The sequence below is a fragment of the Xanthobacter nonsaccharivorans genome, from assembly GCF_043194755.2.
Classification (GTDB): domain Bacteria; phylum Pseudomonadota; class Alphaproteobacteria; order Rhizobiales; family Xanthobacteraceae; genus Xanthobacter; species Xanthobacter autotrophicus_G.
Map to the genome: position 1 here is coordinate 1905778 of NZ_CM195526.1, position 13183 is coordinate 1918960.

10 protein-coding genes are annotated in these 13183 nt (G+C 64.8%); 7 read left to right on the forward strand and 3 right to left on the reverse strand.

Annotation, left to right across the window (positions count from 1 at the left end):
* Positions 1-25: 25 nt before the first annotated feature.
* Positions 26-1192 carry an acyl-CoA dehydrogenase family protein gene (locus V5F59_RS08705; protein ID WP_393981755.1) on the reverse strand — a complete coding sequence of 389 codons (1167 nt, stop codon included), beginning with the start codon at positions 1190-1192 and terminating at the stop codon, positions 26-28.
* 70 nt (positions 1193-1262) lie between these two features.
* Positions 1263-2459 (reverse strand): ABC transporter substrate-binding protein, encoded by a 1197-nt coding sequence (locus tag V5F59_RS08710; protein ID WP_393981753.1) that lies wholly within the window; start codon positions 2457-2459, stop codon positions 1263-1265.
* 308 nt (positions 2460-2767) lie between these two features.
* Here V5F59_RS08710 and V5F59_RS08715 point away from each other — a divergent pair, with 308 nt between their 5' ends.
* The 5 genes from V5F59_RS08715 to V5F59_RS08735 all read left to right on the forward strand — a co-directional run bounded on the left by V5F59_RS08715 (position 2768) and on the right by V5F59_RS08735 (position 9295).
* Positions 2768-4765, forward strand: coding sequence for an oxidoreductase (locus V5F59_RS08715; RefSeq protein ID WP_393981751.1), 1998 nt, complete (start codon positions 2768-2770; stop codon positions 4763-4765).
* A 94-nt stretch (positions 4766-4859) separates the two neighbouring features.
* Complete coding sequence (locus V5F59_RS08720) at positions 4860-6503, forward strand: AMP-binding protein (RefSeq protein ID WP_393981783.1); 1644 nt, start codon at positions 4860-4862, stop codon at positions 6501-6503.
* 15 nt (positions 6504-6518) lie between these two features.
* Positions 6519-7424: a glucose 1-dehydrogenase gene (locus V5F59_RS08725; RefSeq protein ID WP_393981749.1), complete on the forward strand. Its 906-nt coding sequence runs from the start codon at positions 6519-6521 to the stop codon at positions 7422-7424.
* A gap of 9 nt (positions 7425-7433) precedes the next feature.
* On the forward strand, positions 7434-8204 hold the full coding sequence (locus tag V5F59_RS08730) for an enoyl-CoA hydratase-related protein (protein WP_393981747.1): 771 nt from the start codon (positions 7434-7436) through the stop codon (positions 8202-8204).
* A gap of 440 nt (positions 8205-8644) precedes the next feature.
* Positions 8645-9295, forward strand: a complete 651-nt coding sequence (locus tag V5F59_RS08735) for a MarR family transcriptional regulator (RefSeq protein WP_393981745.1) — start codon at positions 8645-8647, stop codon at positions 9293-9295.
* Between the two features lie 488 nt (positions 9296-9783).
* Here the strand turns inward: V5F59_RS08735 and V5F59_RS08740 are convergent, their stop codons facing one another.
* Positions 9784-10674: an alpha/beta hydrolase family protein gene (locus V5F59_RS08740; protein WP_393981743.1), complete on the reverse strand. Its 891-nt coding sequence runs from the start codon at positions 10672-10674 to the stop codon at positions 9784-9786.
* Between the two features lie 74 nt (positions 10675-10748).
* On the opposite strand from V5F59_RS08740, the gene V5F59_RS08745 reads away from it, so the two are divergent.
* Together V5F59_RS08745 and V5F59_RS08750 are read left to right on the forward strand one after the other, a co-directional pair.
* Positions 10749-11303, forward strand: a complete 555-nt coding sequence (locus V5F59_RS08745; protein WP_393981741.1) for a TetR/AcrR family transcriptional regulator — start codon at positions 10749-10751, stop codon at positions 11301-11303.
* A 237-nt stretch (positions 11304-11540) separates the two neighbouring features.
* A complete protein-coding gene (locus V5F59_RS08750; protein WP_393981739.1) occupies positions 11541-12812 on the forward strand; it encodes an alpha/beta fold hydrolase in 1272 nt (423 codons plus the stop codon).
* Positions 12813-13183: the final 371 nt, after the last annotated feature.

Genomic DNA, 13183 nt, shown 5'->3' on the forward strand with positions numbered 1-13183 from the left:
GCAATCCTTCCCGAAACGATGTCACTCAGCGCACAATGAGATCGCGACTGATCACCTGGCGCTGGATCTGGTTTGTCCCTTCCCAGATCTGGGTGATCTTGGCCTCGCGCATCAGCCGCTCGACGCGATGGCCCCGCACGTAGCCGTGCCCGCCGAACACCTGCACGGCGTCGGTCGTCAGCCGCATGGCGAGGTCCGACGCCTTCACCTTGAGCATGGAGGCCTCCACGCTGATGTCCTTCACGCCGTCGTCCACCAGTTGTCCGACATGGTCCATCAACGTGCGCGCGGCCAGGAGCTCGATGGCGAGGTCGGCGATCATGAAGGCGATCGCCTGGTGCTCGATGATCCGCTTGCCGCCCTGCCGGCGCTCGTTGGCGTAGGCAACCATGTCGCCCAAGGCCGCGGAAGCGATCCCGAGCGCCTGGGCCGCCACGCTCGGCCGCGACTTGTTGAGGACCGACATCATGATCTTCATGCCGTCGCCCGGCTGCCCCAGGAGATTGGCGCGCGGCACCCGGCATTCCGTGAAGGCGAGCTCCGCGGTGGAGGAGGCATGGGTACCCATCTTCGTCTCGAGGCGAACCACCTCGAAGCCGGGCGTGCCCTTTTCCAGGATGACGGCGGATACCGCCTTGGGCGAGTTCTCGATCTCCGTCCACTTGCCGAAGAGCAGGACCAGATCAGCGACGTCGCCGGTCGTGATGAAGATCTTTCCGCCGTTGATGACGATGTCATCGCCGTCCGGGCGGAACCTGGTCTGGATGTTGCCGCCGTCCGATCCGGCATGAGGCTCCGTGATCGCGAGGGCGCCGAGCCCGCCGTCGGCGATGCGCGGCAGGAAGCGGCTCTTCTGCTCCTCGGTGCCGAATTCGACGATCGGCTTCACGGTTGCGCTATTCGTGCCGAAGATGATGCCCGTGGCCGCGCAGGCCTGGGAGATGATGCGAACCACCTCGAGGAAGCAACGATAGGAGATCGGGGAGCCGCCGTATTCCTCGGGAACGAAGATGCCGTTCAGCCCGATCTCCTTGAAGGCCTGGATGTTGGCCCAGGGAAACGCCTTCTCCTCGTCAAGTTGCCCGGCGCGGGGCGCGATGACCTCGGCTGCCAGCCGGGAGACCTGATCGATGACAAGAGCCTCCTCGGTGGACCAGCGCCGCGACTGCTCAAAATGGGCAAAGGACTTCATGATGCGATCCGTTGAACTTCAGGGGCCATTGGGGCCGGATCGCCGGTCCTGTCCGGCGATCCGGGCGGCTTCAACGCGCCAGGGGGCATTCACTTTCGGAGAGGGGGCGAAAGGCCTCGTCTGCCGGGATGACCGCGAGCTGCTTGTAGAGGTCCCACTCGCCGGACGATTCCGACGGCTTCTTGACCTCGAAGAGATGCATGTCGTGCAGCTTGCGCCCATCCTTGCGGATCACGCCGGCGCCGAAGGCCTCGTCGGAGGTGGGGAGTTCCTTCATCTTGTTCACGACAGCCGCGCCGTCCTTCGAGCCGAGCGCGGCGAGTGCCTTGAGGTAATGCAGGGTTGCCGAATAGGCGCCCGCATGAACCTGGCTCGGCATGCGTCCTCCGGCGCGGGCGGCGAACCGCTTCGAGAAGGCGCGGGTGCTGTCGTTCAGGTCCCAGTAGAACGCTTCCGTGACCACCAGTCCCTGGGCGACCTTGGCGCCGAGGCTGTGGACGTCCGTGATGAAGACGAGGAGGCCCGCCAGCTTCGTTCCCTGGCTGGTGAGGCCGAATTCGGCGGCCTGCTTGACCGAATTGATGGTGTCAGCGCCGGCATTGGCGAGGCCGACCACATTCGCCCCGGAAGCCTGTGCCTGAAGCAGGAAGGACGAGAAGTCGGCCGTATTGATGGGCGCGCGTACCCGCCCGAGCACCTTGCCACCCGCAGCCTCCACGAAGCGTGATGTGTCCCGCTCCATGGCCTGCCCGAAGGCGTAGTCAGCGGTGATGAAGAACCACTTGTCGCCGCCGGCCCGCGTCAGCGCGCCGCCGGTGCCCTTGCTCAGGGCATAGGTGTCATAGGTCCACTGGATCGTATTCGGCGAGCACGCCTTACCGGTGATGTCGGAGCTGGCGGGGCCGGACGCCAGGAACACCTTGTCGCGCTCCTGCACGATCTTGCTGACCGCCAGCGCGACGGCCGAGCTCGCCACGTCCACGACGGCATCGACCCCATCCTGGTCGAACCACTTTCGGGCGATGCTTGAGCCGACGTCCGGCTTGTTCTGGTGATCGGCGGAAATGACCTCCACCGTGAACTCGGGATGCAGCTTGCGGAAGTCCTCCACGGCCATCTCGGTCGCGATCACCGAGCCACGGCCGGACAGATCCGCGTACGGCCCGCTCAGGTCGGTGAGCACGCCGATCCTGGCGGCGCCCCCGGCCGAGGCGGCTCCGCTGAACACGATCAGCGCAGCTGACAGCATGAGATGTCCCAGCTTCATGCGCGTTGTCCTCCCCTTTTTGTTGGCGCCCTTGCTCGAGCGTTGGGGGAACCTAAGGGGCGTCGCCATATTGTGTCAACATACTGAATTATTATCTGATGGAGTCGTTCAGGTGCCAAGGCATGGAATGCGTGATGCGTTTGCATAAAAGTATGATATATATAGATATATTTTAAATTTGCGAACAATGAGAATGTTGTGACGCGCCATTTTATGTAGTGATATTGACATATATTCGGAGAGGCAGTAGCCCTTGCGAGCAAGAGATGCACGCAAGCAGGCAAGATGCATCGACGGAGGACAAGCTCATGAGTGCGGGACACGCGGCCCTTCTCCAGCCGCTGCGTATCGGTGCCATCCTGCTGCCCAATCGCGTGGTCATGGGCTCCATGCACACGGGGCTCGAATGCCATCCGGAGCGCTTCGACGAGCTAGGCCGATTCTATGCCGAGCGGGCGAAGGGCGGAGTGGGGCTGATCGTGACGGGCGGGTTCGCCCCCAACTTCGCCGGGCGCATGAAGAATGAGCCTGGAACCTTCGAGCGCCGGGATCAGGTGGGCGACCACCGCAGGATCACCGAGGCGGTCCACGCCGCCGGTGGGCGGATCCTGCTGCAGATCCTCCATTCCGGCCGCTATGGCTACCATCCGGCGATCGTCGCCCCGTCCGCGATCCAGTCCCCCATCAACAGGGACGCGCCGAAGGCCCTCACCTCGGCCGAGATCGAGGAGACCATTGCCGCCTACGCCAACACGGCGAGCCTTGCCATGGAGGCAGGCTACGACGGCGTGGAGGTGATGGGCTCCGAGGGCTATCTGATCAGCCAGTTCCTGGCGACGCGCACCAATCTGCGCGAGGACGAATGGGGCGGCAGCCTTGAAAACCGGGCCCGCTTTCCTCTCCGTGTGGTCGCAGCGGTGCGCTCGGTGCTCGGTACTGGGCCGATCCTGTCTTATCGCATCTCAGCGCTTGAGCTGATCGAGGGCGGGCTCGACGAGGACGAGACCATCTGGCTGGCGCGGGAGGTTGAGAAGGCCGGCGCCGATTGCCTGTCCACGGGCATCGGCTGGCACGAGTCCAAGGTGCCGACCATCGCGGGAACCGTGCCGCATGGAGCGTTCTCGGAGGCGACGCGCCGCATCAAGGAGGCGGTCTCCATCCCCGTCACGGCCAGCAACCGCATCAACCTTCCCGAGGATGCGGAACGACTGGTGGCCGACGGCTCGGCGGACCTGATCTCAATGGCGCGGCCGTTCCTGGCCGATCCAGCCTTCGTCAACAAGATGAAGGATGGCGAAGCCGGTCTCATCAACATCTGCATCGCCTGCAATCAGGCCTGTCTGGATCACTACTTCACGGACCAAGTGATCAGCTGCCTCGTCAACCCGCGGGCGGCGCGCGAAGGCGAGTTCGATGAGGCTCCCGCGCCGGAGCCGAAGCGCATCGCCGTGATGGGCGCCGGCGTCGCCGGCATCGCGGCGGCGCTGGAAGCCGGCCGCCGCGGCCATTACGTGACCCTGTACGAGGCGGCCCCGGATATCGGCGGGCAATTCACCCTCGCGGCCCAGGTGCCCGGCAAGGAGGACTATGGCCTTGCCATCGAGGGCTTCAGGCGCCAGCTCGCGGCGTTGGGTATACAGGTCCGCACCGGGCATCGCATCGGCAGCGAGGCTCTCGGGCGCGAGAATTATGACGACGTCATCATCTCCACCGGCGTCGAGCCGCGGCTGATCGATATTCCCGGCGCGGACGATCCTCGCGTCGTCGGCTACTCGACCATTCTCGATGGTTCGGTCACCGCGGGAGAGCGGGTGGTGGTCATCGGGGCCGGTGGCATCGGCCACGACGTGGCCCTCTTTCTCGCCCTCGGCGAGGATGGCGAGCGCCAGACCGTTTCCGAGTTCGAGGAACGGTGGGGGGTGCGGGGCGCGCCTAGGCTGCACCCGGCGCGCCGGTCCGTCACCATGGTCAAGCGCTCTCCCGGCTCGTTCGGCCGGACGCTGGGCAAGAGCACCGGGTGGATCCTGCGGCAGGAGCTGAAGGATCTGGGCGTGCGCCAGATCGCGGACGTGACCTACCTGAAGATCGACGCCGAAGGGCTCCACATTTCCATCAAGGACCGTGTCGAAGTCCTGCCTGCAGATACCATCGTTGTCTGCGCGGGCCAGGTTTCGGTCTCCCGCCTCGCCGAGGAGTTGCAGGCCCGCGGGCAGAACGTCCACGTCATTGGTGGTGCCAAGCTTGCCGGCGAGCTCGACGCCAAGCGCGCGATCTACGAAGGCGCCGTCCTCGGCAACCGGATCTGACAGCCCGGCGGCACCAGAGCCGTACTGCCGGCCTTTCCCGCATCAAGAAGAACACGCTCGCCAGCGCGAGCCCGGCTCCATAAAGGAGGAAAAGGTGACGCTCAACCTCGACGCAGATTTTCTCCAGAGGCGGCCGGCCAATCACCGGCCGCTCACCCCGCTGAATTTTCTTCTGCGTGCAGCCGATGTCTTCCCGGACCGCGTCGCCATCATCCACGGCCAGGAGCGCCGGACCTGGCGGCAGTATGCCCACCGCTGCCGGCAGCTCGCCTCTGCCCTCATGCGTAGCGGCATCAGGCGCGGCGAGGCAGTTGCGATCCTCGCGCCCAACACGCCGGCGATGCTGGAGGCGCATTTCGGTGTCCCCATGGCGGGCGCCCTCCTCAACACGCTGAACATCCGGCTGGATGCGGCTGCCATTGCGTTCATCCTCACGCATTGCGAGGCCAAGGTCTTCCTCGTGGACAAGGAGTTCAGCGGTGTTGCCCGCGCCGCCCTGGCCCAGATGGAAACCAAGCCTCTGGTGATCGACATCGAGGATGCGCTCGGCGAAGGGGGAGAGCGGATCGGCCAATACACCTACGAAGAGTTTATCCAGCAGGGACGCACCGAGGATCCGATCTACTGGCCGGAGGACGAGTTTGAGGCCATCACGCTGAACTACACCTCGGGAACGACGGGAAATCCGAAGGGCGTCCTCTATCATCATCGCGGCGCCTACCTGATCGCGCTCGGCCAGCTGCTCCACCACAAGATGGACGCGGACTCCGTCTATCTCTGGACGCTGCCCATGTTCCACTGCAACGGCTGGTGCTTTTCCTGGGCGGTCGCGGCCGTGGGCGGCACCCACGTCTGTCTTCGCAAGGTGGTGGCAGACCAGATCTTCGAGGCGATCGAGACCCACGGCGTGACGCATCTGTGCGGTGCACCCACGGTGCTCGGCATGCTGATCGACAGCGCGGCCGGCGCCGGCCGCACGCTCACGCGGCCGGTCGCAGTGATGACAGCGGGAGCGGCGCCGCCGGCGGCTGTTCTCAAGGAGACCGAGGCGCTCGGCTTCCGGGTTCGCCATGTCTACGGCTCAACCGAGCTGCACAGCGTCACCACCCTGTGCGACTGGCATCGCGAATGGGACCATCTCCCTCCCGACGAACGCTCCAGAAAGATGGCGCGGCAGGGCGTGCGGACGGCGGTGACGGACGCGATGATCGTCGCCGATCCCATCACCCTCGAGCCCGTTCCCCACAATGGCGCCGCCATCGGCGAGGTCATGTTCCGCGGCAGCATCGGGATGAAAGGTTACCTGAAGAATCCCGCTGCCACCGAGGAAGCGTTCGCAGGCGGCTGGTATCACACCGGCGATCTCGCCGTCGTTCACGAGGACGGCTACATTGAGATCAAGGACCGCTCGAAGGATATCATCATCTCCGGCGGCGAGAACATCTCCTCCATCGAGATCGAGGACGTCCTCTTCAAGCATCCCGCGGTCTCCTACGCTGCGGTGATCGCCATGAAGAACGAGCGCTGGGGTGAGCGACCCTGCGCGTTCGTGGAACTGAAGCCCGGCTTCGCCGGCGGGGTCACCGAGAAGGAGCTGCTCGAGTTCTGCCGGGCGGCGCTGGCCAAGTTCAAGGTGCCGGACCGCGTCATCCTGGGGCCCATCGAACGCACGGCCACCGGGAAGGTGCAGAAGTTCAAGCTGCGCCAGCTCGTCCAGGACAGCGAGCAGAATACCTGAGAGCGCCGCTCCCGCGTGCATGTCCAAGGTGCTCAGGAGCGGCCAGACCATCTGAACCCGGAAATTGGAAGGGCGGTCGCTGATCCCGCCGACAGGCCTTCGCGGCCCGGGGAGATCGGACCGGGCTTCCGCAGCGATAAGTGGAGTGGATACATGAGAGGATTGAAGGATCGTGTCGCCATCGTCACCGGAGCCGCAGGCGGCATCGGTCAGGCGATCTGCGCCCGCTTCATCGACGAAGGTGTGAAGCTGGTGGCGGCCGACGTCAATGCAGCGGCCTTGCGGGAGGTTGCTGAAACCCTGCAGGCCCGCGGCGGAAACGTCCTCCCGCTGGCGTTCGACATCACCAGCGCCGCCGACGTGGCCGAAGCCGTCGCAAAGGCCGCCGCGCATTTCGGGCACATCGACGTGCTCGTCAACAATGCGGGATGGGATATCGCCAAGCCGTTTCTCGAGACCGATCCCGAACTCTGGGACAAGATCATCGCCATCAACCTGCGCGGGCCGCTCAATCTCCACAAGGCCGTCCTGCCGCGCATGATCGAGGGCGGCGGCGGCAAGGTCATCAATATCGCCTCGGATGCCGGGCGAGTCGGGTCCTCGGGCGAGTCCGTCTATGCGGCATGCAAGGGCGGGTTGATCTCCTTCTCCAAGACGGTGGCCCGCGAATACGCGCGCAACAATGTGCGGGTGAACGTCGTCTGCCCCGGCCCCACCGACACGGCCCTGCTGCGGTCGTTCGTGGGGGAAGGCGAATATGGCCAGAAGATCTACGACAAGCTGCAGAAGTCCATTCCCCTCAAGCGTCTGGGGCAGCCGGACGACATTCCCGGCATGGTGGCCTTCTTTGCCAGCAGCGATGCCGACTTCATGACTGGGCAGGTGATCAGCGTGTCCGGTGGCCTCACGATGCACGGATAGGGATGAAAGATGGACTATCGGGATATTACCTACGAGGTGCGCGGGGCCGCCGCCTGGATCACCATCAACCGGCCAGAGAAGTACAACGCCTTCCGAGGCGTGACCTGCGAGGAGCTGATCCACGCCATCGGCAAGGCCGGATGGGACAAGGCGATCGCCGCCATCGTCCTCACCGGCGCCGGCGCGAAGGCTTTCTGCACGGGTGGCGATCAGTCCGCCCATGATGGCGCCTATGATGGGCGCGGCACCATCGGGCTGCCGGTGGAGGAACTGCAGAGCCTCATCCGGGATGTGCCGAAGCCGGTGATCGCCCGCGTCAATGGCTTTGCCATCGGTGGCGGAAACGTCCTCGTCACCTGCTGCGACCTCGCGATCGCCTCCTCGAACGCCGTTTTCGGGCAGGTTGGCCCCAAGGTGGGCTCGGTCGATCCCGGCTTCGGAACGGCCCTGCTCGCCCGCGGGGTCGGGGAGAAGAAGGCCCGCGAGATCTGGATGCTGTGCCGGCGCTATTCGGCCGAGCAGGCGCTGCAGATGGGCCTCGTCAATGCGGTCGTCCCGCCGGAGGAGCTGGACGCCGAGGTCGAGCGCTGGTGCGCCGAGATTGCGGCGCTGAGCCCCACGGCTATCGCCATCGCGAAGAAATCGTTCAATCTCGACAGCGAATCGATCCGCGGGATTTCCGGCATGGGGATGCAGGCGCTCAGCCTCTTTTACCAGACCGAGGAGTCCAAGGAAGGTGTGAAGGCCTTTCTGGAAAAGCGCCCGCCGAAGTTCCGGTAGGCCGGGTCGGGACGATTTGTCGGAGGGGCGGCATCGCTTGCGGCGCGATGCGGTAACGGAGCCGCCCCCAGCACGGTGAAAAGGCCTGGCGGGCCCTCCGACAACCGGCGCATCCAGCTCTCGTCGGGCTTTCGGAGCGAGACGACGAGGGAAGGGGCGGCGAGCCTGCCCGGGCATTCCCGGGCTTTACGGAACTCTATGGCATCTTGACGCACACTGGCTTCATCGCATGGCGTCGCTCCCGGTCCTGCATCCCCGCATCCCTTCAGGCAAAGGCTGCAGCCTCACGTGACGGTAAAAGAGGTCGTACTCCGGTTGACTGGGGATTTTCGGATGGCGCAAAAGATCCATCATGCGGCAGAAGGTGGGAGAGGCTTTTCACGGGTCGGCTAAGGTCCGAGGCTTGCTCCGGTGCCGAACCTATGGATGAGCGAGTCCGGATGACGACCGATCAGAAGCCCGCCCGTGCCACGCGTGGACGCACATCGCGGCCGGCCGAAAGCGCGCCGCGACCTCCTACCGCCAAGCGCGCGGCGCGGCGGGAGCCGGCCCCAGCTTCCCCGAACAGCAATGAACCGACGCAGCTGCCCGCGGCCGCAGATCCGGCGCAGCGGAATGTCGGACACGATCATCTCAACAACCGGATTTTCTTCCGCCTCTTCCAGCTCGGCAACCAGCTGCAGCAGCAGGCTGTCCAACAGCTCGGCATCACAACCGTGCAGTGGGCCGTTCTCGGAGCCCTTTCGCAAGACAAGTTTGCCTCCGGGATCCCCTTGGCCCAGCTCGGCGAGTATCTCGTCGTCACGCGGCAGAGCCTCGATGGCGTCTTGAAGCGCCTCGAGCGTGATGGTCTCGTCCAGCGCGTTGCCGGCGCCGAGGACCGCCGAGCCAGAGTGGTGCAGATGACACCTCGCGGACGGGCATTCTGGACTGAGGTGCGTGCGCGAATCTACCAGTTCTATGATCAGGCATGCGCACGTTTTTCGTTCGATGAGCGGGTTGCCATCGTTCATTACCTGAATGAACTTCAAAAAGACCTGGGTCAGGTCAATTTACCGAGGATCGGTTTCCCTAAAAGAAATCAAAACTGAAAGCGAAACGCGCATATTTTACGATGCAATATTTTTATCTCTCTGATGTTGACGTTTGTGCCCGGCCCCTGCGAATACGCCGTGCGAATGGAACTCTTGGTTTCGCTAAATTGGCTCCCTCCAGGACCTGATTCGCGGCCAGGTAGGACTGGGCCTTATGGCTGGTGCTTCGTTGACCTCTGCCCTATTTCTGCTGCCGTCCAGAAAAGGATGGGGGCGATATGATCCGCTGCCATTCGTTGGGCCGTCGGAAGTTAGTGCATTCGGCTGACGGCAGCGGACTAGGTACGTCGCCCGAGCTTTTCAACATAATTGGAGGCCGTTGGACCACTTGCCCATGCGGCCGATCCACCTTGTCATTACAATGTTGGTGGTAAACTCGTTTTGGCCCCGGCGTCTGTAGACCGGCCGCCATGGCATCCGTCGGCGACCGTCACGGCGTTCTAGATCGGTGTGATGGCCACTCGTTTGGAGCCCAAACGGATCCGTCAGTTTGGCCCCGGTTCTTCCGCGAATGCGTCCGGCAGTCCAAGAAGAGCCGGCCAGGCGGCGGTGGCACGCTTGGAGAAGACCTCGATGTGCCGCAAGGATGGTAGGCCGAACTCTGCCGGCGTCAGCACGCGATACTCCATCCGTCCTTGTGGGAACGCATCGGCATAGCGCTGGACAGCAACCGGCGGGACGACGACATCGTCCTCCATCGTGAGCATGCGCAAGGCCGGTCCATCCATCCGGAAGTCCGGCTCGGGCAGGCTCAGGCCGATATCGCTGCGAAAGAAGTCGCGCCGCGTGCACCATCTGCGCCACTGCCAGTAGACGCCCGCGGGCAGGTCCTCCCCCAGAAGCAGTCGCTTGCCGGGCAAGTAGCCGGCGAGCACCGTGCCGACGGGGCCCACCGCATACCAGAAGGCCAGCGCGAGGGGGCGGTAGCTCCAGGGATGGTCGCTGACATGCCCGAACCCCGCACCGACGGTGGTGATCCGCTCGACCCGGACATCATGCCTGCGGAATGCGAAGGCAAGTCCGCCCAGGGAGTGGCCCAGCACCCACAATGGGCCTTCCGGCGCGAGCTCGGCCAAGGCACGTTCCGCCGCGCCCTGATCGAGGATCGCCCAATCGGCGAATGTCGCGTGGCTTTCCCGCATCGGGCGATGCTGTGATGCGCCGAAGTCGCGATAATCATAGGTGAGGACGCCGATCCCGCGCGCCGCCGCCCAACTCGCGAAGGCTGAATAATAGCGTTGCGGCACACCCGTGGCGCCATGCAGCACCACGTTCGCGTGCAAGGCGCCGATGGGGGCGTAGTAGCAGGCCGCAAGCCGTGCTCCCTCGGCCTCGATGGTCAGGCTCCGCCGTTCCGCGCCGTGCTCCTGCAGCATGCTCGCTCCTCCATTAGACCGAATGGTCTAATGGAGGCATAGACCATTCGGTCTAATCTTTGTGGTGGTCGGCCATGTCGGAACCCTCCAATCGAGACGTCCTTCTGCGCACGGCCTCCGGCCTCTTCCGGCGGAAGGGGTATGACGGAGTGGGCCTGAAGGAGATTCTTTCCGCTTCCGGGCTGCCGAAGGGGTCGCTCTACTACCACTTCCCGGGCGGCAAGCGCGAGTTGGCCGAGGCGGCGACGCTCTGGGCGGGGCAAGTCGTCGAACGGCAGGTCGACCGGATCCTATCGGATGCGACGGATTTCGCCGGCGGCGCTGCCGCGGTCTCCCGTGCAATTGCCGATACGGTGAAGCAGAAAGGGCAGGTCCTGGCCTGCCCCGTCGCGAGCATCCTGCAAGCCGGGGCGCAGGACGAACGGTTGCGCCTCGCGGCTCGGCAGGTCCTGTCGGACTGGACGTCCTGCGTCGCCCGACACGCGGCCCGGCTCGGCCACGCCGACCCCAAGGGTGCTGCGGAATCCCTGATCACCCAGCTGGAGGGCGCCTGGCTGCTGGCTCTCGCCGAGCAGAACGGCGACCCGCTCGAACGCCTGGCGCGCCGGCTGCTGGAGCGCGAGGGTTAGTGCCGCGCCTCGTTTTCGCTACGCTCGTTTGAGGGGCGGCGCGGAGGGCCGCTGACAATGGTCGCGGAACACCGTATCTGCTCTCCGATCGGTACCCTCTGCCGTGACCGCGGAAGGTCGCAGCCGGGCGGGCATTCACTGCATGGGTCAAGCCGGTGCGGCATCCAAGCGTGCCGCTTCCGAAGGTCGGAAATGGCAAGATGATGATCGAGTTGACGAGCAGGCGAGCAGCATCAGATGCGGAATCGGATCGAATGGCTTCGGGCGCTTATCGGACGGGCAGTGCGGCGGGCCGAGCAGGTCTCTGGCAAGGGTTTCGCCGGCCGTGTCATAAGGTGCCGGCCGAGCCGGGCGGCGGCCGCCGTCGGAATGGCGCTGGCACTTGGCTGCGCCGGGCCTGTCCTCGCCCAGACGGCATTCTATGACGTCCACGGCGATGCGGAGCTGAACGGCGCGGACGGGACGGTCATCCGGCAGGAGCCGATGTCCGGCGCACCCCATGGCGCGACCGCCTATCGGGTTCTCTATCGATCGACGGGGCTCGACGGCAAGCGGATTGCCGTTTCCGGTGTGGTGATCCTTCCGCAGGGCTCCCCCCCGCCGGGGGGCCGCCCGATTGTCGCCTGGGCGCATCCAACCACGGGCGTGATCGCACGTTGCGCGCCATCTCTCACGGGCACGTTCTTCCAGAATGTCCAGGGTCTTAATCTGATGCTGGAGCGCGGCTATATCGTCGTGGCGACCGATTATCCGGGCCTCGGCACCGCTGGACCGCATCCATTCCTGGTCGGCAATAGCGAAGGGCGGGCCGTGCTTGATTCCGTGCGGGCCGCGCGCGCAATAGCCCAAGGCGGCGCGTCCAACCGCTTTGCCGTCTGGGGTCACTCCCAGGGCGGCCAGGCCGCGCTCTTTACCGGCCTTCTCGCGAAGCGCTATGCGCCGGAGCTGGACCTCGTCGGCATCGCCGCCGCCGCGCCGGCGACGGAACTCGCGGCGCTGCTGAATGACGATCTCGGCACGGTTGCCGGCAAGAACCTGACCTCCATGGCGCTGTGGTCCTGGTCGAAGATATATGACGCGCCGCTGGCGCGTGCGCTCGATGCCGCCGCTATTCCGGTCGTCGACCGGCTTGCGGGCGAATGCGTCGAATCCTTGCTGGATCTGCTGGAGCGCAGCGAGACCGAGCGCCCGCTGCAGAAGGATTTTCTGCGGGTCGCAAACCTGAGCGACATCGAACCGTGGCATACGCTGCTGCAGGAAAATACGCCCGGCCCATTGCCGTCGCAGCTGCCCGTGTTCCTGGCGCAAGGCACATCGGATCCAATTGTCCGCCCCGCTGCGACGCAGGACTATATGGCACGGTTGTGCGAGGCGGGCGCCAAGGTGCGGATGCTTCTGATGCCCGGCGTCGGGCACATGGCCGCGGCGCACAGGAGCGCCGAGGCTGCCGTCGCGTGGATCAGCGATCGCTTCGCTGGGATCGCGCCGCCCACCGATTGCAGGGGTTGAACGGGCCTGAAAAAGCACATCCGGTTCGGTTGGCTACGTCCGTATTCAGGACATGGCCAAGCGGATTTCCGCGCTGGCCTTGCCGTCGTGGGTCCGAGTTGCGTGGAGCCCGTGATGTCATGGCGTACATGGTTCGAGGCTTGCCGCCTCTCTTGCCCTCATAACGCTCGCGGCCTGGCTCGGATCGTGGGCCATCTCGGCCGGGATGGGGGCTATCAACCCGACTTTCATGGCCGCTCTATGCACGCGACCAATGTGCGGTTAAGCGGTTAAGCGACAATCCAAAACAGTCCGCTTTCTGACGTCGCGGCTAAATCCGTGAGAATGCTGTAAAGTCTTGCGGAAAAACGCAATTTGAGATGGTTGCGCGC

Excerpts from the sequence above, each read along its gene's own strand:
- V5F59_RS08735 (WP_393981745.1), top strand. The coding sequence starts at position 8,645 with ATGACGACCGATCAGAAGCCCGCCCGTGCCACGCGTGGACGCACATCG.
- V5F59_RS08705 (WP_393981755.1), bottom strand. The coding sequence starts at position 1,192 with ATGAAGTCCTTTGCCCATTTTGAGCAGTCGCGGCGCTGGTCCACCGAG.
- V5F59_RS08740 (WP_393981743.1), bottom strand. The coding sequence starts at position 10,674 with ATGCTGCAGGAGCACGGCGCGGAACGGCGGAGCCTGACCATCGAGGCC.
- V5F59_RS08745 (WP_393981741.1), top strand. The coding sequence starts at position 10,749 with ATGTCGGAACCCTCCAATCGAGACGTCCTTCTGCGCACGGCCTCCGGC.
- V5F59_RS08750 (WP_393981739.1), top strand. The coding sequence starts at position 11,541 with ATGCGGAATCGGATCGAATGGCTTCGGGCGCTTATCGGACGGGCAGTG.
- V5F59_RS08715 (WP_393981751.1), top strand. The coding sequence starts at position 2,768 with ATGAGTGCGGGACACGCGGCCCTTCTCCAGCCGCTGCGTATCGGTGCC.
- V5F59_RS08730 (WP_393981747.1), top strand. The coding sequence starts at position 7,434 with ATGGACTATCGGGATATTACCTACGAGGTGCGCGGGGCCGCCGCCTGG.
- V5F59_RS08710 (WP_393981753.1), bottom strand. The coding sequence starts at position 2,459 with ATGAAGCTGGGACATCTCATGCTGTCAGCTGCGCTGATCGTGTTCAGC.